This is a genomic window from Mycolicibacterium litorale, from assembly GCF_010731695.1.
Classification (GTDB): Bacteria; Actinomycetota; Actinomycetes; order Mycobacteriales; family Mycobacteriaceae; genus Mycobacterium; species Mycobacterium litorale.
On sequence record NZ_AP022586.1, the window covers coordinates 3,898,245 to 3,921,496 of the forward strand.

Annotated in this window: 21 protein-coding genes; 7 read left to right on the forward strand and 14 right to left on the reverse strand. The window is 68.1% G+C overall.

What is annotated here, in order from left to right; genetic code table 11:
* Positions 1-5 precede the first annotated feature (5 nt).
* Positions 6-740: a TetR/AcrR family transcriptional regulator gene (locus G6N30_RS18565; protein WP_134057876.1), complete on the reverse strand. Its 735-nt coding sequence runs from the start codon at positions 738-740 to the stop codon at positions 6-8.
* On the opposite strand from G6N30_RS18565, the gene G6N30_RS18570 reads away from it, so the two are divergent.
* Entirely contained in the window at positions 739-2,067 is a 1,329-nt protein-coding gene (locus G6N30_RS18570; protein WP_234880267.1) for a GAF domain-containing sensor histidine kinase, read from the forward strand. The genes G6N30_RS18565 and G6N30_RS18570 overlap by 2 nt on opposite strands.
* Here the strand turns inward: G6N30_RS18570 and G6N30_RS18575 are convergent.
* Positions 2,045-2,698 (reverse strand): response regulator, encoded by a 654-nt coding sequence (locus G6N30_RS18575; protein WP_179965491.1) that lies wholly within the window; start codon positions 2,696-2,698, stop codon positions 2,045-2,047. The genes G6N30_RS18570 and G6N30_RS18575 overlap by 23 nt on opposite strands.
* Before the next feature lie 565 nt (positions 2,699-3,263).
* Here G6N30_RS18575 and G6N30_RS18580 point away from each other — a divergent pair.
* Both G6N30_RS18580 and G6N30_RS18585 read left to right on the forward strand, forming a co-directional pair.
* Positions 3,264-4,028: an SDR family oxidoreductase gene (locus tag G6N30_RS18580; protein ID WP_134057878.1), complete on the forward strand. Its 765-nt coding sequence runs from the start codon at positions 3,264-3,266 to the stop codon at positions 4,026-4,028.
* Positions 4,029-4,110: 82 nt separating this feature from the next.
* Positions 4,111-4,629, forward strand: coding sequence for a cupin domain-containing protein (locus G6N30_RS18585; RefSeq protein ID WP_234880268.1), 519 nt, complete (start codon positions 4,111-4,113; stop codon positions 4,627-4,629).
* 60 nt (positions 4,630-4,689) lie between these two features.
* On the opposite strand, the gene G6N30_RS18590 is transcribed toward G6N30_RS18585, so the two are convergent.
* Positions 4,690-7,419: a helix-turn-helix transcriptional regulator gene (locus G6N30_RS18590; protein WP_134057882.1), complete on the reverse strand. Its 2,730-nt coding sequence runs from the start codon at positions 7,417-7,419 to the stop codon at positions 4,690-4,692.
* A 255-nt stretch (positions 7,420-7,674) separates the two neighbouring features.
* On the opposite strand from G6N30_RS18590, the gene G6N30_RS18595 reads away from it, so the two are divergent.
* Positions 7,675-8,988 (forward strand): hypothetical protein, encoded by a 1,314-nt coding sequence (locus G6N30_RS18595; protein ID WP_134057884.1) that lies wholly within the window; start codon positions 7,675-7,677, stop codon positions 8,986-8,988.
* Positions 8,989-8,995: 7 nt separating this feature from the next.
* Here G6N30_RS18595 and G6N30_RS18600 read toward each other — a convergent pair whose 3' ends face one another.
* Both G6N30_RS18600 and G6N30_RS18605 read right to left on the reverse strand, forming a co-directional pair.
* Positions 8,996-9,574, reverse strand: coding sequence for a TetR family transcriptional regulator (locus G6N30_RS18600; RefSeq protein WP_134057886.1), 579 nt, complete (start codon positions 9,572-9,574; stop codon positions 8,996-8,998).
* 32 nt (positions 9,575-9,606) lie between these two features.
* Positions 9,607-10,749, reverse strand: coding sequence for an FAD-dependent oxidoreductase (locus G6N30_RS18605; protein WP_134057888.1), 1,143 nt, complete (start codon positions 10,747-10,749; stop codon positions 9,607-9,609).
* Positions 10,750-10,849: 100 nt separating this feature from the next.
* Between G6N30_RS18605 and G6N30_RS18610 the strand changes: the two genes are divergently transcribed.
* The gene (locus G6N30_RS18610) at positions 10,850-11,395 is read left to right on the forward strand and encodes a TetR/AcrR family transcriptional regulator (RefSeq protein WP_134057890.1); all 546 of its coding nucleotides are present in this window, start codon (positions 10,850-10,852) and stop codon (positions 11,393-11,395) included.
* 6 nt (positions 11,396-11,401) lie between these two features.
* On the opposite strand, the gene G6N30_RS18615 is transcribed toward G6N30_RS18610, so the two are convergent.
* The 8 genes from G6N30_RS18615 to G6N30_RS18650 form a co-directional block, all read right to left on the reverse strand.
* Complete coding sequence (locus G6N30_RS18615; RefSeq protein ID WP_134057892.1) at positions 11,402-11,815, reverse strand: ATP-binding protein; 414 nt, start codon at positions 11,813-11,815, stop codon at positions 11,402-11,404.
* Positions 11,802-12,143 (reverse strand): STAS domain-containing protein, encoded by a 342-nt coding sequence (locus G6N30_RS18620; RefSeq protein ID WP_134057894.1) that lies wholly within the window; start codon positions 12,141-12,143, stop codon positions 11,802-11,804. The genes G6N30_RS18615 and G6N30_RS18620 overlap by 14 nt, the downstream gene beginning before the upstream one ends.
* On the reverse strand, positions 12,143-14,119 hold the full coding sequence (locus tag G6N30_RS18625; protein ID WP_134057896.1) for a glycosyltransferase: 1,977 nt from the start codon (positions 14,117-14,119) through the stop codon (positions 12,143-12,145). Before G6N30_RS18625 ends, G6N30_RS18620 begins: the two co-directional genes overlap by 1 nt.
* Positions 14,116-15,357 carry a GAF domain-containing SpoIIE family protein phosphatase gene (locus G6N30_RS18630; RefSeq protein WP_134057898.1) on the reverse strand — a complete coding sequence of 414 codons (1,242 nt, stop codon included), beginning with the start codon at positions 15,355-15,357 and terminating at the stop codon, positions 14,116-14,118. The genes G6N30_RS18625 and G6N30_RS18630 overlap by 4 nt, the downstream gene beginning before the upstream one ends.
* Positions 15,354-16,211, reverse strand: a complete 858-nt coding sequence (locus G6N30_RS18635; RefSeq protein WP_134057900.1) for a glycoside hydrolase family 26 protein — start codon at positions 16,209-16,211, stop codon at positions 15,354-15,356. Before G6N30_RS18635 ends, G6N30_RS18630 begins: the two co-directional genes overlap by 4 nt.
* A gap of 98 nt (positions 16,212-16,309) precedes the next feature.
* Entirely contained in the window at positions 16,310-17,170 is an 861-nt protein-coding gene (locus tag G6N30_RS18640) for an alpha/beta fold hydrolase (protein WP_134057901.1), read from the reverse strand.
* A 38-nt stretch (positions 17,171-17,208) separates the two neighbouring features.
* Positions 17,209-18,321, reverse strand: coding sequence for a fatty acid desaturase family protein (locus G6N30_RS18645; protein WP_134057903.1), 1,113 nt, complete (start codon positions 18,319-18,321; stop codon positions 17,209-17,211).
* Positions 18,322-18,618: 297 nt separating this feature from the next.
* Entirely contained in the window at positions 18,619-20,409 is a 1,791-nt protein-coding gene (locus G6N30_RS18650) for an Hsp70 family protein (RefSeq protein WP_134057905.1), read from the reverse strand.
* 82 nt (positions 20,410-20,491) lie between these two features.
* On the opposite strand from G6N30_RS18650, the gene G6N30_RS18655 reads away from it, so the two are divergent.
* The gene (locus tag G6N30_RS18655) at positions 20,492-21,997 is read left to right on the forward strand and encodes an FAD-dependent oxidoreductase (RefSeq protein ID WP_134057907.1); all 1,506 of its coding nucleotides are present in this window, start codon (positions 20,492-20,494) and stop codon (positions 21,995-21,997) included.
* On the opposite strand, the gene G6N30_RS18660 is transcribed toward G6N30_RS18655, so the two are convergent.
* Entirely contained in the window at positions 21,981-22,748 is a 768-nt protein-coding gene (locus G6N30_RS18660; RefSeq protein ID WP_179965492.1) for a DUF3159 domain-containing protein, read from the reverse strand. The genes G6N30_RS18655 and G6N30_RS18660 overlap by 17 nt on opposite strands.
* 45 nt (positions 22,749-22,793) lie before the next feature.
* Between G6N30_RS18660 and G6N30_RS18665 the strand changes: the two genes are divergently transcribed.
* On the forward strand, positions 22,794-23,252 hold the full coding sequence (locus tag G6N30_RS18665; RefSeq protein WP_134057909.1) for a nuclear transport factor 2 family protein: 459 nt from the start codon (positions 22,794-22,796) through the stop codon (positions 23,250-23,252).

A 23,252-nucleotide genomic window follows, 5' to 3' on the forward strand; every position in this document is an offset into this window, starting at 1 on the left:
GTTGCTCAGGTGCTCTGATCCGCGAGTCGGCGCAGCCACTCGTTGAGCAGGGACCGCTCGGCGGAGGTCATCGGAAGGGCCTCCCCGCCGCGCAGCGCTTCGGCGAGCGCCACCGCACGCGCCGGGAGCTTGGTGTTGCGGGCCCGTGAACCCGATTTGCGGTGCACGATCACCGACAACGCGTTCTCCCTCGCCAGCTCGGACAGCTCGAGATCCCGCTCGCCGGGCGGTTCCTGCAACAGAGACAGCGTGGTCCCCAGGCCGGCGGCGAAGATGTAGCGGGTGGCGCGGTCGACGCTCATGGAGAGCTTGCTCTGGTTCCCCAGTTCGGCGACCATGCCCTTGAGGAGGCTGACCGTCTCCCGCTTGGCCGCGGCACCGAGCTCCCCAGGGGGGCGTGGCGCGGCGTAGGCGAGCACGTAGGCATCTGGATGCTGTAACCCGAAGTCTACGTGCAAGTCCCAGGTTTGCCGCAGTTGATCGATTGGGTCGGCGGCGGCGTCCAGGATCTGGATCTTTGCCTTGACGTACTCCTGGAGCAGATAGTGCGTCAGTGCGTCGAGCAGTCCGTCCTTATCTCCGAACCGCCGGTAGATGACCGGAGGTTGAACACCGGCGGCAGCAGCGACCGCCCTGGTGGACACCGCATCGACACCTCCTGACTCGAGGAGTTCCGCTGCCGCTCTCAGGAGGTTCTCGGCGGTACTCAGCCGCTGTCGGCCCTTCGGTCCGTCACCCATGTTTCCGACGATAACAAGTGACGGGCTCGCCGCGCGCGCCCACGATCCAAGTCAGTGTTTTCGCCGGTACTACCATTGCATTATCGTTGATACCGAGTTGATGTCGACTCGTCACGATTCAGCACACCGACAGAGAGGAAACCCCATCGAAGAAACCGAACGTCTGCACCGGCTCTGCGAACTGGCCGACACACAGGCCGCCTTGAAGCGTCTCGCCGTGCTGATCGCACGAAATGACTCTCCCACAGAGGTGTTCGCCGCGGTGACCAAGGAGATCCGGCGACGGTTCGGATCGGTGACCGCGCGGATGATCCGTTTCGAGAGCCACGGTACCGCCACGATCGTGGCTAACGAGGGCACCGCGGGTCCGCACGTCCGCGTCGGTGAGGAGTGGACGAACTTCCCGGAGCGCGGTCTCACCTGCACGGTATGGCGTACGGGGCGGCCGGCGCGGGTGGATGACTATCGCGAGGTCCCCGGCGGCGAGGTCTATCTGACTGAAGGTCTGCTCAGCGCGGTCGCGGTGCCGGTCTACGTCAGCGGCAGTCTCTGGGGTCTCATCGCGATCGGCTCGGGGACCGGTCCGCTTCCAGCCGATGCCGAGGAGCGACTCAGCGAGTTCACCGGCCTGACCGCCACCGCGATCGCCACTGCACAGAGCCGCGCCGAGCTCATCGCGTCGCGCGCGAGAATCGTCGCCGCAGCCGATGAGGCGCGTGAGCGCATCGAGCGGAATCTGCACGACGGCGCTCAACAGCAGCTCGTCACTCTCGCGCTGCGGATCGCGACATTGACCGAATGTCCTGACCTCACCACGAGTGTGCGGGGGGAGTTGCAGACGGTGTTGTCCGATCTTCGGACTGTGCTCACAGAACTGCGGGAGATCGCGCGCGGAATCCACCCCGCGGTGCTGTCCGAGGCCGGTCTCGGACCCGCATTGCGGTCGCTCGCGTCCAGATCGGCGCTGCCCCTTCGGGTCCGGGTCGACGTTCCCGGGCGGTTGGCTGCGCCGGTCGAGGTCGGTGCTTACTATGTCGTCTCGGAGTCGCTCACCAACGCGGTCAAACTTGCGAGGGCGACGCACGCTGAGGTCTCGGCGGTGCTGGACAACGAGGTGCTGTGTGTCCACGTTGCCGATGACGGCATCGGTGGCGCCGTCTGCCGAGGAGGGTCTGGTCTGCTCGGTCTGCAGGACAGGGTCGAAGCCCTCGGCGGCCGGTTGCTGGTCGACAGCCCACTTGGCGGAGGAACGCGGATCCACTGCGAGATTCCGGCAGGAAAGCATGGCGCGGGCCGCGCTGAGCTCAGCGACTTTCCAGGTAGATGATCACCGCCTGCACCCGCCGGTGCTGATCGCCGATGTCCGGTAAGTCCAGCTTGGCCAGCACGTTTCGGACGTGTTTCTCAACGGTGGCCTCGGCGAGGTAGAGGCGCCGGGCGATACCGGCATTCGACAGCCCTTCCGCCATCAGCACGAGTACCTCACGTTCGCGGCGGCTCAACCGCTCCAAGGGATCACTTTGACGGGGCGTGTTCACCAACTCCTGCACGAAGACCGGGTCCAGCACGGATTCGCCGCCGGCGACCCGGTCGACCGCCTGGAGAAAGCCGGCCACTTCCGTGACGCGGCTCTTCAGCAGATAGCCGATCGGTTTACCCTCGCGGAGAAGCTCTTTAGCGTGATGGACATCGACGTGTGCCGACAGCACCAGGATCGCGGTTCCCGGCATCTCCTGTTGGACGACCCGCGCCACGTCGATGCCGTCGGTGCGGTGATGGGGCGGCATACGGATGTCGAGCAATGCGAGATCAGGCTTCGTCTGCCGCACCAGGGCGAGCGCTTCGTCGGCGTCACCCGCTTGGCCCACCACCTCCAGCCCCGATCGAGCGAGCAGGCTGCACAGGCCCTCTCGCAGCAAGACCTCGTCTTCGGCCACGACCACCCGAATCCCGGACACCGATCCCTCCTGGCACGCCCCGCGGTGGTGGCGTCGTTACGGAACAACGGCTTTCGTCTACGGGCCGATTCCCGGTTTCACCGAATCCCGGTCAACCGTTTGAGGCAGTACTTCGCCACGGCCAGGGACGTCGCCAGGCCCACGAGAACTCCGAGGATGAGTACGTCAACCATGCGATCGATGCGGTGACAGTCCAGTTCCGTCGAACCGGAGGTTCCGGCGATAGGCCGTACTCCAGGTGAGCCCCATGAGATGCACTTCGATCACCGCGGCGATTTCGGGAGTATGTCGCTTCTGTCGGCGTGATGTCATTTTCATGCACTGGACCCTGCCGAATCGGGACGCCGTTGTCGGTGCCGCTAACCCCCAATTCCGGCGCGACGGCGTCCGGGCACCGGCGCTACCGGCTAGCCTCCGGGACCCCCTGCCAACCGGTAGTCGGCCTACCGGGCAGTGCCCAGTGGAGATGGTGGACAGCATCGACGACAGATCGTCGTCCGTCCAGGAAAGTCATGCTGCGAAGCGACCTGAAACGAACCGGTTCAACCAAGGCGAGGAGAACCCCGTGAAGATCTCCGGAAACACCATCTTCATCCCCGGCTCCACCAGCGGCATCGGATTGGCGCTGGCACTAGCCCTGCACGCCAGGGGCAACACCGTCGTGATCGGTGGACGGCGCAGAGAGGAACTGGACAGGATCGCCACCGAGCACCCCGAGTTGGGTGCGGTCACCATAGACACCACCGACCCCGACAGCATCCGGCGCGCCGCCGCCCAGGTACAAGCGGAGTATCCCGACCTCAACGTCCTCATCGCCATGGCCGGCATCATGCGGATGGAGGACTGGCACCATCCGGACACGTTCCTCGACACCGCGACGACCACGGTCGAGACCAACCTGCTCGGACCGATTCGGCTGATCGCCGCGTTCATCGAGCACCTGCAGAAGCAGCCGGACTCGACCATCGTCACCGTGTCCTCGGGGCTGGCGTTCGCGCCTCTGCAGGTCACTCCCACATACAACGCGTCCAAGGCGGCAATCCACATGCTCGGCGAATCGATTCGGTTGCAGCTGGCGGACACGAGCGTCAAGGTCCTCGAACTGGTTCCACCTTCGGTGCGGACCGGGCTGATGCCTGGCCAGGAGACGAACGATGCCGCGATGCCGCTCGATGAGTTCGTCGCCGAGGTGATGGCGCTCATCGAAGCTGAGCCCGAGACCCACGAGATCCTCGTCGACCGCGTGAAATTCCTTCGCTACGGCGAGGCGCGCGGGGACTACGACGACGTCGTCGCACGGCTCAATGCTGCCGATCCGCACGGAAAGTGAGTACGTCGATGAGACAGGTCGTTCTGATCAGCGGTGCCTCCAGTGGCTTCGGGTGGCTCGCCGGCGACGCGGTCATCGCACGGTGAGCGCGCACCCCTTCCTCACCCGGCTCACCGAAGGCACCGGAGGTGAGGTGCTGGACGTGCTCGGCCCCACAGTCGAATTCCTCAATCTGTCGCAGGGACAGTACAAACAGTTCTGCCTGATGCGCGGCGTGGTCCCGCCCGGCGTGACCGTGCCCCTGCACAGTCACGACGACGTCGAGGCGTTCTACATCGTGTCCGGTGCGCAGGAGGTCCTGGTGCCGGGTGCGCACGGGCTGGAGTGGCGAACCGCGCACGCCGGCGACTTCGTCCATGTCGCCGGCGGAGCGCTGCACGCCCACCGGAACATCGGCGACGAGGATGCCGTCGACCTGATCATCACCACGCCGCGATTGGGCGCCTTCTTCCGCGAGATCGGTGTGCCCGTCGGTGACGTCGGAAGGTACACGCCGGCGCAGCGTTTGAGCCGGTTCGTCGAGACCGCACTGCGTTACGGCATGCGGCTCGGCACGGCGGAGGAGAACGCGGCCGTCGGCATCGAGCTTCCGACACCCTGATCGAGGCCGTGAGAACTCGAAGGTCCGCGTGGGAACTGTTGCAACGCCTGTCGGCAGGCGTCACTGCGTAGCGCGCTCCCGGAAGGCGATCGTCAACTGCACACGCGACCTCACCTCCAGCTTGCGGAACACCGAGCGCAGATGCGCGTTCACCGTATTCGGTGAAACCCCCAATTCCATTGCGGCGGAACGATTCGTGTGACCCGAGCTGATCAGCTCGACCACCCGGTGCTCGGTGTCGGTCAACGACGACCACCCGGTGCTCGGTCGGGGACCCGCGGGGCGGGCGCCTCGGACGCCGTGTTCGCGCAGGATCTTCGCCACCGCGCGAGAGCCGGACACCGCGCCGACCCGCTGGTAGATGTCAGCCGCCTCGGTCAGCGCTGTCACACCGTCGCCGTCCTGGTTCAGCTGCGTGGCTCCGAGGTCTCTGAGCGCGTCGGCGATCAGGAGCGGTCGCGGAGAACCGCGCAGTACGCGCACGGCCTCGGCGAGCATGTCGATGTCAGCGTCCAGCAGACCACGGATGTGCAGCGCGGTTCCCTCGACACTCGCGACACCCGGATTGCGTTGTGCGGCAGTCTCGGCCATTCGTGCCGTGCCGGCGCAGAACGAACGATCCCCGGCGTTGAGCCCGATGGCGGCCAGGGTCCGCATCCACGGTGGGGACCACATCCACGCCGCGCGCGCGTTCTCGGGATCGTCGAGCAGCGGGGCCAGGATAGCCACGCTCGCGGTGAAGTCACCGGCACCGGCTTTCAGCCAACCGCGCAACAGACTCGAACAGCGGTGCAGCCCGTCGTCCGTCGACTCGGCGTGGCCGAGTTCGAGCAACTGAGTGGCGGCCGGCCGATCTCCCCGGTACATCGCGACCGCGGTCAGCACCAGGCGGGCGCTGAGCCGGTACCGGGAGTTTCCCGTCTCCTCCGCGAGCCGCAGCAGCGTTCGGGCGCCGGCGTCGGCGGCATCGAACCGGGCGAGGTTGTGGTCCTGCCACATCTGCGCATACAGCACCGACGGCAACCGACTGTCCGCACCGTCCTGCGCCTCACGGATCTTGGCCAGCATCGCCTCGGCCTCGTCGTAGCGGTCCAGGTGCTGCAGCGTGCGGATCTCCTCCGCCTGATACGCCGTGTCCGACAGCCGGCGCAGGTCGGCGAAGCGATCGAGCGCCAGCCGATGCCGTCCCTCATTGCGCGCCACCTCGATGAGGGCCACAAGGGCCATCCGCTGGGCGTGTTGATCGGCCAGTCGCCGCCCCTCGGCGAGCGCGCTTTTCGCCAAACCCTCTGCGGCCGAGGTCGATTGGACGCGAGAGGCGCCCAGCGCCCGGACCGCTGACAGCCGGGCCCGAACTTCCGCTGAGGCGTCCCGGCGCGCCAGCGCGGCACTCGCGCGACGTTCCAGCTCACTGCTCTCGCCCGCGCACCACAGTGCCAGACAGGCCTGCAACTCGAGGCGGGCGACGGTCTCCGGCTCGACGGCGACGGCGAGTAGCCGGTCCGCCACCGCGAGCGCTTCGGTCTCGCGCTGGACTTTGACGAGCGTCTCGACGGTCCGCTCACCGGCCAGCAGCCACAGCGGGTGGCCCACCGAGGTCAGTGCGAAGGCCTGCTCCGCCAGCTCGACCGCCTGCCCGGGAATCGATGCGCTCTCCCGCGCCGCCTTCTCCAGCGCGAGGATGGCCTCTTCGTCGTCTTTCACCGCGCTGGCGCGGAAATGCCTTGCCGCACAGAGGATCGAGCCATCCTTGCCGACGATGTGGCGGGCGCAGGCGCGGTGCAGCGCCCGCCGGTCGTCCGGGGCGATGGCCGCATACACCGCCTCGCGGACGAGGTCGTGAGCGAAACCCACTTCGGCGCCGTCACTGGTGAGCAGGCCGTTGGCGGCCGACTCATCGATCCGCGCCGCGGCGTCGGCTTCGGAGATTCCCAGCAGCTGGGTGGCGTCCTCGATGTCCAGGGGACGTCCCCAAACGGCGACCAGCCGGACCAGCGCGGCCGCCTCGGCCGTGAAATCGGCCAGCCGGCTGCGCACTCCGACGGCCAGTTCGGCAGCCAGCCCGCCGGCTTCGTCGGCGTGTCCGCGGCGGCGCGCGAGACCGTCGAGCACCTGCACCGCCCAGAACGGGTTGCCGCCCACCCGCGCGAGGAGCGCGCGTGTCTGCGCCGACGGGGCTGCGCCCAACCGGTCGGCTGCCAGGGCTTCGATGTCGGCGCCGGGTAGCGGGCCGAGCGAGACGCCGACGATGGCGGTGTCGTCGTCGATGTCGGCGATCACCTCGGCGAGTGGATCGCCGGGCATCTTCCTGCTGGTCACCGCCCACACCACGGGAGATCGGGCCAGCCGGGCGGGCAGCACACGAAGCGCGAACCGCGTCAACCGGTCCGCCCAGTGCATGTCGTCGATCGCGATCAGCACCGGCGCGTCTGCCGCCAGATCCTCCACGAGCGCACTGATCCGGTCGACCAGCCACAGCGGCTTGTCGTAGAGCGAGGCCAGGCCGGCGAAGGCTTCGCCGCTCAGCAGCGGCCGGGGACCGGATCGCAGGGCGACGAGAAGCGGTGCCCCAGGGGCGATCTGGTCGCCGTGCTCGGCCTTGCCGGCACCCACGAGGAAGCCGGCGCGAGACGCCTGTTCGACGAGGTCGCGCAGAACGGCCGACTTGCCGATTCCGGGTTCACCACTGATCGCGACCACGGCGCCCTGGCCGGTGCGGGCGGAGCGACGGAGCGCATCCAGAGCGCGCGACATCGCGTCGCTGCGCCCCCTGAGCACGGTCCGCGTCATCTTCTGTCCGTTCCATGTCGAGTTCGCAAGGAAGAACGGTGGTCGGCCGGAAATCTATCCCGCGCTGCGGGGCACGTCGGCGTCTCGCGCGAACAGGCTAGGCCGCCACGGCGGACCTCCGCCCACGCCGTGTCGACATCGTCAATTCGCGCGATGGGCACCCGTGGCCGGGGGGTGATTCACTTCCGAGGCGAGTGACATTACTCGCAAGTAAGTTCGCGCCGTGCCGGCGCTCACACCAGCCAAGGGGTTTCCATGCACGTTGCTGTTCGTCCGCCGCTCGCCGCCACCGCGCTCATCGGGGTCGGGTTGTTGGCCGCTCCGGCCGTTGCTCCGATGCCGGCCGTCCAGCTGCCGGCCGTCGCCCGGACCGCCCAGACCGCAGCCGTGGACCTGCTCGCTTCGAGCTCGGTGTTCGCACTGTACGAACAGGTCTTCACCGCAGCGGTCGCCAATGCGGAGAAGCTCGGCGAGGATTCGGCACTGGAAGACTTCGTGCGTCAGTTCGTGACCAATCAGGTCAGCACGCTGACCACCCTGGCCGAAGGCCTGGGCGCCACCGGCGGCAGCATCGCCGATGCGCTGACGACCCAGGTGCCGACGCTGGCGGCGGCCGCCGTCGAACACCTTGCGGCCGGCCAGGTGTCGGATGCGGTGAACAGCCTGCTGCAGATCCCCCTCGTCGTCGCCCTTCCCGCTACCGACCTGCTCCCGGCGCTGCAGACCGTCCTGACCCGGCCACTGCAGAGCCTGGTCAACGTCGTCAACGCGTTCACCGCCGACCCACTCGGCGCGCAGCTGCTGCTCAGCGGTTTCATCGCCCCGCTGATCAGTACGCCGGCCGCGGCCGCGGTCGCGTTCCAGAACGTCCTCGACGCCGCGGCCACGCTGGATCCCGTCGCCGTGGCGACCGCGCTCGGCGCCGCACCGGCGGTGATCGCCGACGGGTTCCTCAACGGTGGTTACGGACCGGACCTCGGCGCACTGGTCTCCCCGGGGCTGACCGTCAAGGCCGGCGGCCTGCTCAGCACCAGCGACCTCGTCTTCAACCCCGACGGCACCTTCTACGTCAACACCGGCGGGCCCATCGCCGCGTTGCAGCAGGTGTTCGCCAAGCTCGCTACTGCGATCACGCCGCCGATGACCGTGCGGGTGGCGAAAAGCGAGGTCGCGTCCGTTCCCGATACGGCCGCCGCGACCGTCATCGTCGCCACCCCGACCGCACCCGAGACCTCGGCAACGACCGCGCAGCCGGAACCGCAGACGGACACCGCTGTGGCGGACGCACCGTCGGTGACGCCGGCCGACCCGCGCGACGACGAGGCGTCGGGGGATCTGACCGACGACACCGAATCTGGCACGAAGACCGACGATTCGACGTCCGAAGCCGACGGCACCACCACCGGCGACGACGTCACGAACGTCGAGCACGAGATCGCCACCGGCAACACCAACGACGACACGGACGCGGAAGGGCCCGCGGCGAAGCCATCGAAAGAGACCGAGAAGGGTTCGGACAAGGGCTCGGACACCACCGCGTCGACGGCGAAGGACGACGCGCCGGCGTAGGCGCGTCCTACTTCAACTTCTGGTCAAGCACCCGCAGGCATCGCGAGATCGGGTCACCCGGCAGCGGCGTGTTGTGGGAGGCCGCGATCAGCACGCCGACGATCGCCCCGGCCAGCACCCGACGCTCGAGTTCTCCGGTCGGCTGGTCGGGGCGCTTGGTGAGCGCCTCGGTGATTTGGTCGATCAACCGGACGTACTCGGTGTAGAGCAGGCCGCGCGCCTCGGGCACCTCGTACATCAGCCGCTGGCCGGTGATCGCCTCCTCTCGCTGATCGTCGGTCAACGCACCGAACGTCGTCTCGACCGCGTGCCGGTAGGCGTCGATGACCGACAACTCGGCGGGCGCCTCGACGAAAGCAGAGACGATCGGGGCAATATGGTCATCCGACAACAGAACTGCTTCTTTGGTGGGGAAATACCGGGAAAAGGTGCGTGGCGAGATCTCGGCGGCAGCGGAGATCTGTTCGACGGTCGTGTTCTGGTAGCCCTGCTCTTTGATGAGCCGGAACGCCTCGCGCCGGATCGTCGCGCGGGTCTTGAGTTTCTTCCGTTCCCGCAAACCCGCAGGTTCGCCCGACATCGACATCGCACGATTGTCTCAGAAAGTGCTCCGCTGTCTCACGTTCGGTACACGAGCCCGCTGAGGCGCCACCCGAGCGCCGCCCGCACGGCCGCGATGCGCCCGACACCGCCGATTGCCGTGTTGCGCAACGGCCGTAACCCGCGCGGCAGCGTGGCCAGCCGAGTCAGCCGGTCGGTCATCGCCACGACGTCGCGCGCGACCGGCCGACGAGTGCACGCGTAGTCGTCGAGCAGTTCGTCCGGCGCCCCGGCGGTCACGGCCGCCAACGCCTCCGCCAACACGACCGCGTCCTGAATGCCCAGGTTCATCCCCTGACCGCCGGCGGGGCTGTGCACATGGGCGGCATCTCCGGCCAGCACCAGCCGTCCCGACCGGTAGGTCTCGGCGATGCGGTGCTGAATCCGGAACCGTGAACCCCAGATCACCTCGCGCACCACGATCCGTCCGGCACCGGGTCCGCGGCTGTCGAGGATCTGCTGCACGAGCGCCGCCGAGGGCTGCTCGGGGGCCTCGACGACCGGTGCGACGATCCGGTGCACCCCTCCGGGCAGCGGGGCGACCACGGTGAGACCGGCGCCGGCCCAGAACAGGATCACCTCGCCGTCGGGCACGTCACCGGTCAGTCGCACGTCGGCCAGGAGAAACGAGTCGTCGTACGCGCCGCCGTCGAAGCGGATCCCCGCCTGCCGACGCACTGTGCTGTGCACGCCGTCGGCACCGACGACATAGCGCGACCGGACGGTGTCCCCGTCGTCGAAAGTTGTCGTCACGCCGCCACGGTTCTGCGTCACGTCGGTGACCACCTTGGGGCGCACCACCGTGCCGCCCAACTCCTCCAGCCGCGTGAGCAGCGCCGCCTCGGTCGACGACTGCGGGAGCATGAGGCTGTACGGATAGTCCGTCGGCAGCCCGGCGAAGTCGACGGTGATCAACGTGCGCGCCCGGTCGCGGATCGTGAAGCGCGGCGCCCGCACCCCCTCGGCCACCAATCGCCGTGCCACATCGAGGGGTTCGAGCACCTCGAGGCTGCGGGCGTTGACGACCGCCGCGCGCGAGGTGTTGGCTCCCGCCGGCTGACGATCCACGACGGTCGCGGCGACCCCCTCGTCGGCCAGGGCGCAGGCCAGCGTCAACCCGGTGGGGCCGGCGCCCACGACGAGGACATCGGTGTCGTCCATGACGGCTCCTTCGACGATGTTGTGCCAACGCTTGTTGGCATACCCCATCGTGCGCCGACACCACCCCGAAGTCAACAGTTGTTGGCCTACACTTGTTGGCATGCGGCGATCCTCCGAACACACCAAGACGCTGATCCTCTCGGCGGCGCGCGAGCGGTTCGGGAAGGCCGGCTACGACCGGGCGACCATCCGCGCCATCGCCGGCGACGCCGGTATCGACCCGTCGATGGTGATGCGGTACTTCGGGAGCAAGGAAGAACTCTTCGCCGCCGCAGCCCGTTTCGACCTCGAGCTACCCGACCTGTCCGCGGTCGCCGACGATGACGTCGGGCGACGACTGGTGGCGCACTTCGTCGAACGGTGGGAACGCGACGAGGCGCTCGTGGTGTTGCTGCGCGCGGCCGCGACCAACGCCGTCGCCGGGCGGAAGATGGCCGACATCTTCACCACCCAACTCCTGCCGGCGGTCGTCGCCATCGGCGCGGACGATCCGTCGCGGCGCGCGGGTCTGATCGCCACCCAGATGCTGGGTCTGGCCCTGTGCCGCTACATCCTGGCGTTGCCACCGGTCGCCGACATGTCCTGCGAGGAGATCGAGTACTGGCTGGGGCCCACCGTCCAGCGCTACCTGACCGATCCGCAGTAGCAGCCGTCAGGGACGCAGGCTGCGCACCAGCGTCCAATGATTGCCCTCGCCGTCGCGGCGGTAGGACAGTTCGTCGAGCACCCGGTGCGCGATGGCCAGACCGCGTCCGCGGTCGGACAGCTCCTCGGGCATGCGGACCTCCGCCAGGTCTACCGGCGAGGGATGGCCGTCGTCGAGGAACGTGGTGCGCACCCTGTCCGCGTCGAGTTCGACCTCCATCCGCAGGCGCACCGGTTCACCGTCGCCCGAATGCTCGACGATGTTCGCTGCGATCTCGCCGGCGGCCAGATCCATGTGGATACGCACCATCTCGTCGACGTCGTGCGCCGCCCACAACGTGTCGAGCGTCCGCTGGACCGCGTCGAGGGTATCCGGGCCCGTCGTGGTCTCGAGTACTACAGCCGATTCATGAGTCGCCATCGAAGGCACCGTCGGCCGAATCGTAGCTCCGCAGAACACGATTGAGGTTCGTCAACTCCAGGACAGTGATCACCTGCCGGGACGGCGCGGCGATCCGGAGATCACCCCCGGCCTGGCGCGCCACCTTCAGCCCCGAGATCAGCGCGCCGAGGCCCGACGAGTCGATGAACTCGGTGCCGCTGAGGTCCACCACCAGCCGGGTGCTGCCCCCGTCGACGAGTTCGTGCAACTGCTTGCGCAGCGCCGGCGCCGCCACCATGTTCAACCGACCGTCCGGCCGGATCACCGACACACCCGAATCGGTGGTACGAGTTGGGTATTGGCTCATCACTCTCCTTCGTCCTCGTGTCCGCGGTACCGCACCGCCTGGAACACCACGCTCAGAATCATCAGGTCGAACAGGACCCAGAACAGGTTCACCCCGACGCCGAGCACCGAGATCGCGCCGAAGTACAGCTGCACGATGCCGATGACCGACGCCACCACCAGCATCCCGATGGCGACCAGCTGCCACTTGACCAGGTGCCACGGGATCGCGGTGGCCTCCTGTCGGGTCTTTGGGGTGACGGCGAAGCCCAGCGGGCGACCGAACACCACGTTGAGAAACGCGGTGTAGCAGGCCCGGATCCACACCGGGAACAGCGCGAGGCTGTACTGCTGACCCCGCCAGGTCGGGGTGCCGTGGCTGATGATCAGGAACATCAGCTGGTTGAGCACCAGGAACGGGATGAGCCGACCGAAGAAGTCCCAGCTGTACGCGGTGACCGGCATGATGCCGAAGATCAGGTAGATCGCGGGGGCGGCGATGTAGGCCAGGGCGGCGAATCCGGCCAGATAGCTGTACATCGTCGCCCAATACATCAGCTTCTGACCGAGTTTGAGCCCCTTCTGCACGAACGGGTTCTCACGAAGCATCACCTGAACGGTGCCCTGCGCCCACCGCAGCCGCTGGGTGAGCATGGTCCGTACATCGTCGGGGGCCAGGCCACGGGCGAGGACCTCGTGGTGGTAGGCCGACCGCCACCCCATCGCGTGCAGTCGCATACAGGTGGCCATGTCCTCGGTGACCGAGATCGTGGCCATCGGCAGCATCGGCTGCGCCTCGTCGTCGCGGCCGACGTCGACCGCGCGGATCATCGCGCTGACCGACTCGATCGCGCCCAGCGGCGACCACTCCCGTCCGGCCAGCGACTCGAGCGCTTCGTCGTCGAACACCACTGCGGTCGCGGTGTTCTCGGGGTGTTCGCTCAGCGCGGCGATGACCTCGAGGTCGGCGCGCATGGCGGTCACGTCGGCCTCGACCACCGTGCGCGCCGCCGCGTCCACGCGCTGCTGGAACTCGAAGGTGATGTCGGCCAGCGGCCGTTTCTCCCGCAGCTGGCGGCGGGCGTCACGCACCGCGCGCAACACCGAATCGAGCGCATCCTGCACCTCGGGCTGGTCGCCGCCGGCCTGTCGACGCGCCGATTTGATCATCTTGCGCGCGGCGTACAGCGTCCGGTTGACCCCGTCCTCGACCGCGCGGACGTAGCCGCGAATCCCCAGCTGCATCAGCGCTTCCCGGCGCAACACGGCGTTCGATCCGCAGAAGTAGGCGGCGTTCCACCCGTCCTTACCCTGTTGGATGGGCCCGTAGAACAGCGGTGCCTGGCTGCCCAGCGGGTCACTGAACGGCACGTTGTGGAAGTACTGCGGCGTCTGCACCAGCGCCATGTACGGATCGCGGAAGTACCCGAGCGTCTTGTCGAGGATGTCGGGTTCGGGGACCTGATCGGCGTCGAGCACGAGGATGAACTCGCCGTCGGTCTCGAACAGCGCGTTGTTCAGGTTGCCCGCCTTGGCATGCCGTGGTTTGTCCGCGGTCCAGTGCGAGGAGCGGGTGATGTATCCGATGCCGCGGTCGGCCGCCGCCTGGGCCAGTTCGTGCCGGTCCCCATCGTCGAGGATCCACGTCGAGTGCGGGAAGCGGATCCGCTGAGCCGCCTCGGCAGTCTCCAGCACCATCTCGATCGGTTCGTTGTAGGTGGTGATGAACACGTCGACGGTCGCATCGTCGGGCGGCGGTGGAGGCGCGTTGCGCCGCAACATCTTCCACATCGTCAGCCCGAACAGCAGGGAGTCGATGACGCTGTAGGTCTCGGCGATGACGAGGGGCACCGCGATCCACCACGCCGCCCAGTTGATCGACCCGAACCAGCGCCACACGATGTAGTTGATGCCCAGCAGGGCGGTGCAGAGGATCAGCAACCGCAACCAGGGTGAGGGGTACCTCCCGACCGGGGTGTCGGGCAGCTGATGTCTCATGCGGTCGGCTCTCGGCGCACCGCCACGACCGTCACGTCGTCCAGGGGAGACAACTCGGCCACCAGCGCGCGGGCCCTGGCGCACAGGTCGGCGGGTTCTGCGTGACGCGCCACGTACCGCAGGACCGGGAGCACATCGGAACCGTCGCCGAGCAGGTCGAGCACCCCGTCGGACGCGGCCACCAGCGTGTCGCCCTCGGCGAGCGTCACCTCGCCGGATTCCCACGTCACACCGTCCAGCACGCCGAGCGGCAGACCCGCCGTGTCGAGTCCGTCCACCCGGCCGTCGGCGCGCACCACGACGGCGAATCCGTGTCCGGCATCGACATAGCGCACGGTGCCGGATGCGGTGTCGAGTTCGCAGTGGAAGAGGGTCACGAACGTGTCGGTGCTCCCGAGGTCCTCGGCCAACTGTGCGGCGACGGAGTTCACGACCTGCTCGGGTGGCATCCGGCACTCCATCCGCTCGCCGGCGCGGGAGGCGCCGCGCAGGGCGGAGCGCACGCTGGCGGCGAGGATCGCGGCGCCCAATCCCTTGCCCATCACGTCGGCCACGGTGAACACCACCCCGTTCTCGACGCGGTAGTGGTCGTAGAAGTCGCCACCGACCGCGTAGGCCGGCAGGCACATCGCGCACACCGAATAGCCGGGGAGGTCGCCGAGGGTGCCGGGCAGGAGATGTCGCTGGACCTCGGCGGCGCGCTCGATGTCGTCGGTCTGTTCGAGTTCGCGCTGCGCCCACGAGGCCAGCTCGACGAACGTCGTGTATTCCGAATCGCTCAGCGACCGCGGTTCGGTGTCGTAGATGCAGAACGTTCCGACGGGGTGACCACCGGGCCCGTACAGCGGGTAGCCCGCATAGAACCGGATGCCACCCGGCTCGCCGACGCCCGGCACCATCGCGAATTCCGGTCGGGCAGCCGCGTCTTCGATGACCAGCGCCGGGTTGTCGGGCTCTTCGTAGGTGTGGGCGATGGTCGCCTGGCAGATCGTCTTGCTCCGGGGCAGGTTCACGCCGATGTCGAGGCCGTCGACCTGTTTGAACCACTGCCGGTCCCGGTCGACGAGAGCGACCGCGGCCATGGGAATGCCGAAGACATAACGGGCCATCCGGGTGATCCGTGCGAATCGTTCCTCGGGTGGGGTGTCCAGTACGTGCAGTTGGTTCAGCGAGCGGACCCGCTCGTCTTCCACGTCCGGCGGCAGTGCGTACGGGGAGATCGTCGTGTCGGCGGTCACGGCGCGACCTCCTGCAGCGCCGCCGCCATCGCCGCGGTCGCCGCGGGGGTGCTGGTGATCCGCCAGTCCGTTTCCTTGTCGTGCTCGAACCAGATGGCCGTGTCGATGTCAGGCTGGGCCGCTACCCAGCGCACGAACGCGGCGATCCAGTCGGCCTTGGCGCCGCCCGCCTCGGCGCAGCCGACCTCAGCGATCATGATCGGTCGATCGGTGAGTGCGCGCACCTCGGTCGCGGCGGGTTCGAAGATGTCGACGGGGGGCGTCCATCGGCTCCATCCCTGTGTAGTTCCCCAGTTGTAGCCGTCTATACCGACGACATCGACGTAGTCGTCGCCGGGGTACCAGTCGCGCAGCGGGATGTCGGGGTGGGCGGCGGCGTCGAGAGACCACACCCACCCCACCTCCGTCGCCCCCGCACGCCGGAAGAGATCCTGCGCGTGACGCCACGCGGCGACGTACTGCTCCGGTGTCGTGCCGTGCGCGGGCGACCACGGATACCAGTCGCCGTTGAACTCGTGGGCGAATCGAAGCTGGACCGGAGTCGCGGTGAGGGCGAATGCCTCAGCCCAGGCGCTCAGGTGGTCGTCGTGTCGGCCCGCCGCGATACCGGCGAGCGTGACGGCGTCGGCTCCGGTGGCGTCGGTGCGCCAGAGCCACGGCTCCCAGGTGATCACCGCGGCCGCTCCCATGGCGGCCACCTTCGCCACACCGTCCACCGGCGCGGGTCCGGTGAAGTCCTCGTACCAGAGCACTGCGGCGGGCTGCGCGCCCACAGCGGCGGCGCAGGCGGCGACCTCGTCGAGACCGAATGCTCCGCCGGGCGTGCTCAGGCCAAGCCGGAACTTCCCGTCCATACCCACCCCGCTGACTCGCCCAACCCCGCGTCAACCTTAAGCAAAGCTGTGAAGCGCCGTCGACGAATGGTGGCGATCGGGTGCGCCGGCGGGCGACCTCAGCGGTTGGGTAGCGCCGATTGCCGGGTGGCCAGAAAGAACTCGTGCATGGTGTCAGCGACCTCGTCGGCGGCTTCGACGTGGGGGTAGTGCCCGAGCCCCGGCAGCACCTTCAGCACGCTGCCCGGTCGGGCGGCCTGCACCGAGTAGGCGTGCGCGACGGGGATGATCGGATCACGGTCGCCCCAGATCACCAGGCTCGGCACGTCCAGGTGCACGCCGAGGCGGCTCAGCGCGCTGACCGCCTGACCGCGGTAATCGACCACCGATCGCAGCGTGCGCAGGAACGCGGCCCGGGTAGGCGGATCGGACAGCGAACTGTAGGACTGCCATGTCTGTTCGGCCTGCGGTGAGCCCAGCCCCACCGCGCTCAACCACGGACGCATCCGGTTGCCGAGGGCGACCACCGCCTTGGGGGCGATGACAGGCAGCAGGAACTCGGCTCCCGGTGCCGCGAGCAGTCGCAGCACCCACCCCACGTCGGGACCGAGGCCGCCGCTGCTGATCAGGATCAACCGCCGGCAGTACTCCGGGTGTTGATAGAGGAACTGCATCGCGACCCCGCCGCCGAGCGATTGCCCGACGACCGTGGCCCGGCTGACTCCCAACTCGTCGAGCAGGTCGCGAAGACCGGCGGCGAAGGCACCGAGCGAGTAGTCGGTGCGCGGTTTGGCGGATCGGCCGTGCCCGAGCAGATCGGGTGCGATCACCCGGTAGTTCTCGGACAGCCGGGGCAGGACGGCGTTCCAGGTGTCGGAACTGCCGGCCATTCCGTGAATGAGCAGGATGACCTCGCCGCTGCCGGAATCCCGGTACGCGACGCGCTCACCGTGCAGTTCGACGTATTTCACATCAGTCATCGAACGACTCTCCCGTGGTCGGTCATTCGATGACGTGTTCACCGCTTGTGCGAGGCGGAAACCCGGCGCTGGCGGTGACTGTCATCACCGTCGGGCAGTGCGAGTCGATGGATGGTGCGCAGCGTCTGGAGGTACTGGCTCTGCAGGGATCCCGTGGTGTAGGGCAGATCGAACTTCTCGCACAACGCCCGCACGCGCAGAGCGACCTGGGGAAGACGGTTGCTCGGTAGGTCGGGGAACAGGTGATGTTCGACCTGATAGCACAGGTGTCCGCTGGCGAAGGCCATCAGCGGCCCGGCGTCGAAGTTCGCGGTGCCGAGCATCTGGCGCAGATACCATTCGGCCTTGTTCTCCTCCTCGACGACCTCGGCGGCGAACTTCTCCGCACCGTCCGGGAAGTGGCCGCAGAAGATCACCACGTAGGCCCACAGATTGCGCAGGACGTTGGCGGTGAAGTTCGCGCCCAGCGTCCTGCGCCACCGTGACCGGCTCAGCGCCGGGAACACCCCGTAGTCCTTGCCCATCTGGCGGCCGATCTTCCTCAGGACCGCGCGTGACTGTGCCTTCTTCTCCTCGGCGGATTGCACACGGTTCTGGGCCGCGTGCACGCCGTGCAGGGCGATGCCCCATTCGAAGCCGACCGCCAAGAGGAGATTGCGCAGCGGCTGCATCCGGTGACGCGGTTCCCAGGGCTGATCGCTCGTCATTCGCATCACACCGAAGCCCAAGTCGTGATCCATGTCGATGACGTTCGTGAACACGTGGTGCTCGTAGTTGTGCGAATACCGCCACTGCGACGACAACCCGGCCATATCCCACTCCCAGGTGTTCGAGTGGATTTCGGGATCGTTCATCCAATCCCACTGGCCGTGCCCGACGTTGTGGCCGATCTCCATGTTCTCTACGCTCTTTGCGAAGGCCAGCGCCGCGGTCCCGGTGATCCAGCCTGCCTTGGAGCGGCTGCCGCCGATGAGCAACCGCGCACCCACTTCGAGAATTCGTTGGAACGCGATGGTGCGGCGGATATAGGCGGCGTCGCGGGCGCCGAGGGATTCTTCGATATCGGCACGGATCGCGTCGAGTTCGGCGCCGAGCATTTCGATATCGGTCTTGTTCAGATGCGCATACTGCGCGACGTCAGTGATGGCCATGATGTCCTTGACTCGCCCGGCGGCGGCTTGCGAAAAGCGCGCCGACGATGACGGTTGATAGATGTATCCGGGGGTGGTGCGGAAGCCTGTTCCGTGCGAACGACGCGACCACAGGGGTCGGCCTTCGATCCGGCACGGCGGAACTCAGATCGCGGGGTACCCCGAACTGACGAGGGAAAACACTGCCGTGCGCGCGACCAACCGCTGCCGGGCCAGGTCACAGTGCCGGGATTCGACAGCCCGACTTCGCAACGCTCTGTGCCCGTGCACATCTGACTCGTGCCGCCCGGCCACCGGTCAGTTGTTGGGCACCTGAATGGGAATCGGAATAGGGACGAACGGCACGGTCACGTAGGTCGTGGTCAGCGGTGGCTGGGTCGTCGTGGGTTGCGTCGTGGTCGGCTGGGTGGTGGTCGGCTGGGTGGTGGTCGGCGGCGTCGTCGTCGTCGGCGGAGTGGTCGTCGTGGTCGTGGTGGTGGTCGTCGTGGTCGTTGTTGTCGTCGTGGTCGTCGTGGTCGTCGTGGTGGTCGGCGGCGTCGTCGTGGTGGTCACCGGCCGTGTGGTCTCGGGCGGCGGGGGCGGCGCCGGTGCGACGGTCGACGGCGGTGGCGGCGCGGGGGGCGCCGTGGTGACCGTGACGACCGGTGGCGGCGGCTCGGTGCTCGGCGGAGGCAGCGGTGCGCCGGCCGGCAAACGGGTGGTCTCGAACTGAGTGACGGGCGTGCTGTCGGTCGACGTTCCGGTCAACGCGTAGGCCACGCCGCCGACGGCGATCGCGGCCACCACTGCCGCCGCGGCGAAGGCCAGCTGCGGGAGATGCCAACCGCGCCGCTCCTCCATCGGCTCGTCGGCCGGCAGGTACTGCACCTCGGGCCGGGCGCCGGTGGCCTCGGACGGATACGGGCCGTACGGGTGGTAGGCGTCGTCGCCGGCATAGGGCACCGGTTCGGCCGACGACGTGTCGTCCTGCGACCAAGCGAGCGCGCCGAAGGTCGCCGAGCCTGGGGCATCGTCGATCATCGCGGTGACCGGCGCCGCGGCAGCCATCCCCGTCGGCGCCTCCGCCGCGGCGCTGTAGGCGGCGAACAGTGCGGCCCCGACCGCGGCGTCCAGCGCCGGCTGCCGGGTGGTGACGACGGGGACCCGGGTGTGCGCGGAGAGTTGCTGGGTGATCAGCGGGATGCTCGCGCCCCCGCCGATCGTCACGACCGCCGACACGCCGGCCCAGCCCACACGGGTCCGCTCCAGTGCGGCGTCCAGTGCCGCCAGCACTCCGGCCAGCGGCCGCTGCAGCAGCTCCTCGAGTTCGACGCGGGTGATCCGCACCGTGGACCGGTAACCGGGGAGTTCGGCCATGACATCGGCGGCGGTGGCGGCGGACAGCCGTTCCTTGGCGTCGCGGCACTGCCCTCGCAGCCGGGTCAGCGACGCGACCGCCGCGGTCCCGGCCGGATCGGCGTCATCGGCCTGGGCGATGCCGGCCAGCACGTGGGTGAGCAGCGCCTGATCGATCAGGTCGCCGGAGAATTCGGTGAATCGCGTCGTCTCGTCGATGGGCGGGAAACCGGCCGCGGCGTCGGCGAGCGTGATGCTGGTCCCGCTGCCCCCGAAGTCGAGCACGGCGACCACGCCGTCGTCGGGCAGTCCCGGGTTGGCGCGCAGGGCGGTCAGCGAGGCCACCGCATCGGAGACCAGACGAGCGGGCACGCCGTTGCGGGTGAACACCGGATTCGTGCGCAGGGCGTTGCGCAGCGTCCACACCGTCGAGGTGCTCCAGTGCGCGGGCACCGCGATCGCGATGTCGCCTATGGGACCTCCGCCCGTGGCCTCGGTCATCGCGTCGAGTGCCTCCACGAGCAGCGCCTCGGCGCGGTAGGACGTGCCGTCCGCGGCGACCAGGGGCACCGGGTCGCCCACTCGCTCGACGAAGCCGCTCAGCGTCACGCCCGACGGCTCGTCGGGCAGCCCGACCTGCGGCGTGCGATCACTGAACAGGCTCAGCGTCGAACGCCGTGTCACAGGTTCGTCGCCGACGCGGGCCGCAACCAGGTTGGTCGTCCCGATCGACAGTCCCAACGGGTCGCTCATCGGGTGACCACCCTAACCGCATCGAGCGGCCGCGCCCGTCAAGCCCTCGTTTCGGCGGGTTTCCCGGGGGTAAATCCCTCCCATGACGTCACTGTGGCTGGCCGACCGCCCCGCGCAGGCCCTCCCACCCAATCCCCTCGACGAGTCGAACCGCACCGCGGATGTGGTGGTGGTCGGGGCCGGCATCACCGGTCTGATCACCGCCGTCCTGTTGGCGCGTGCCGGCCGCGACGTGATGGTGCTCGAGGCGTACCGCCCGGGGGCCGGCGCGACGGGGAACACCACCGCGAAGATCAGCCTGCTGCAGGGATCGAAGATGTCGAAGATCGTCGGCAGACACGGTAAGGGGGTCGCGCAGAGGTACGTCGAGGGCAACCTCGAAGGCCAGGAGTGGCTGATCCAGCACTGCGAGGCGCACGGCATCTCGGTGCAGCGCGAGGACGCCTTCACGTATGCGCAGTCCGCACGCGGCGTCCCGTCCGCGCGCGCGGAGCTCAAGGCCTGCCAGGCCGCCGGGCTGCCCGCCGAATGGGTCGACGACGCCGACGTGCCGTTTCCGTTTCACGGTGCGGTCCGGTTGGCGCATCAGGCGCAGTTCGATCCGATGCCGTTGCTGGACAGCCTCATCGTCGAACTCGACGAGCGTGGTGGCCGGTTGGTGCAGGGTGTACGGGTGCAGCGCGCCTCCGGGGCGGACGACGGGCTGACGCTCCACGTGCGTACGGCCGAGGGCCACGAATTCGACGTGAGCACCAAGCAGTGCGTGTTGGCAACGGGCATACCGATTCTCGACCGCGGTGGATTCTTCGCCCGGGTCAAACCCAGCCGGTCCTACTGCATGGCTTACCAGGTGCCCGGCGACATCACCCGGGGCATGTACCTCTCGACCGACTCGCCGACGCGTTCGGTGCGCTACGCCCCCACCCCCGACGGCGACCGGCTCATCGTCGGCGGCGCCGGGCATCCCGTCGGACGCAAGAAGAGTCCGTCGAAGTCGCTGCAGGAACTCGACGAGTGGGCCAAAGAGCACTACCCGGGTGCGGTGCGCACCCACTACTGGTCGGCGCAGGACTACACCCCGGCCGACCAACTCCCCTACGTCGGCCCCATCCTGCCAGGACACGAGTCGATCTTCGTCGCAACAGGTTTCGACAAATGGGGGATGACCAACGGCACCGCCGCGGCGCTTGCCCTGGCCAGCCGGATCCTGGGCGGACGGATGGACTGGGCCCAGGCGTTCGCCAGCTGGAGCCCGCACGAGCTGTCGGGGATCCCGACCGCGGTGTACTACAACCTCGAGGTCGGCTTCGACCTGGCCAAGGGCTGGGTCACCCCGATCACCCGGATCGCCAACCGCACACCGCGTTCAGGCGGTGTGGTCAGCGGTCCGCCGTGGGCGCTGGAGGCGCGCTGCGTGGTGGACGGTGTGGAGCATCGGGTGTCTCCGGTGTGCACGCACCTGGGCGGGATCGTCAACTGGAACGACTCCGACCAGGCGTGGGAATGCCCGTTGCACGGTTCGCGCTTCGCCCCGGACGGCACGCTGCTGGAGGGTCCGGCGACGCGCGATCTCAGTGCTGCTGACTGACTTTCTCGACGTCGTCCGGGAAGAATCGCCGCATCGTCGCTGAACCCAGCGCTCCGACGACGATCAGCGCGATGGCAGGCACGTCAGGGAGCGCGTCCGAAACCCAGCCCACGATTCCGGTGACCACGATGAACGGTGGCAGCCAGTCGAATGCCCGCGCCCATGTCGCACCGTGCTCGCCCGTCGCGCGGTCGGGGTAGAACTCGGTGAACGACACGGCGAAGATGATCGCCCCGATCGGCAGGATCCACGCCGTCCAGAAGTTGTCGTTGTCGCGCAGCACCGCATCGGCGTACGCGCCGAGCAGCGCTGAGAACAGGAACGCTCCGGCCCAGACCGCGGAGATCACATAGTTGATCCGCAGGAAAATCGGTGTGTCCCAATACTCCTGCGGCGTGGTGTCTTTGGCATAGGCGAGAGTGAACGGCCGACGGATGGCGAGGGTGATGACCGCGAACAAGGCCAGCGCGATGTTGCTGACTTCACCGGCCCACAACTGCAGCCACTCGATGGTCGAGTCGGAGGCCACCAGTCCCAGCGCGGCCAATACGCCGAAGTAGCCCACGGTGAACGCCTCGAGCAGGTGCACGGGGACGCCCCGGCGCTTGCCGACCCAGAGGGTCAGCAGCGACAGGCCCAGAGCCGCCGACGCCGCTTCCTCGAAGCGGCCAGGACCGTTGACGACCGCCATGAGGATCCATGGCGCGAGGCCTGCCAACGGCGATCTGACGTAACCGTCGATCAATTTCATGATCGGACTCTATGCCGCCCGCGCCGGTTGTGTTGCAATGTCGCCATGGGTGACATCGACGAGATCAAACGCGTCAAATACCGGTATCTGCGCGCGCTCGACACCAAGAACTGGGCGGAATTCGCCGAGACGCTGACCGAGGACGTCGTCGGTGACTACGGCGAGTCACTCGGCGAGGACCACCGGTTCACCGACCGCGACGCGCTGGTCTCGTTCATGCGCACCTCGCTCGGGCCGGAGGTCATCACTGAACACCGCGTCGACCACCCCGAGATCGAGCTGGATGGCGACGAGGCGACGGGCACCTGGTACCTGCAGGACCGGGTGATCGCGCCGGACTTCAACTTCATGCTGATCGGCGCGGCGTTCTACCGCGACCGGTACCGCCGTACGCCGGACGGGTGGAAGATCTCAGCGACCGGCTACGACCGCACCTACGACGCGAGCATGTCGTTGGACAACCTGAACTTCAAACTCAAACGCGGCCGCGCGCTGAATCTCTGA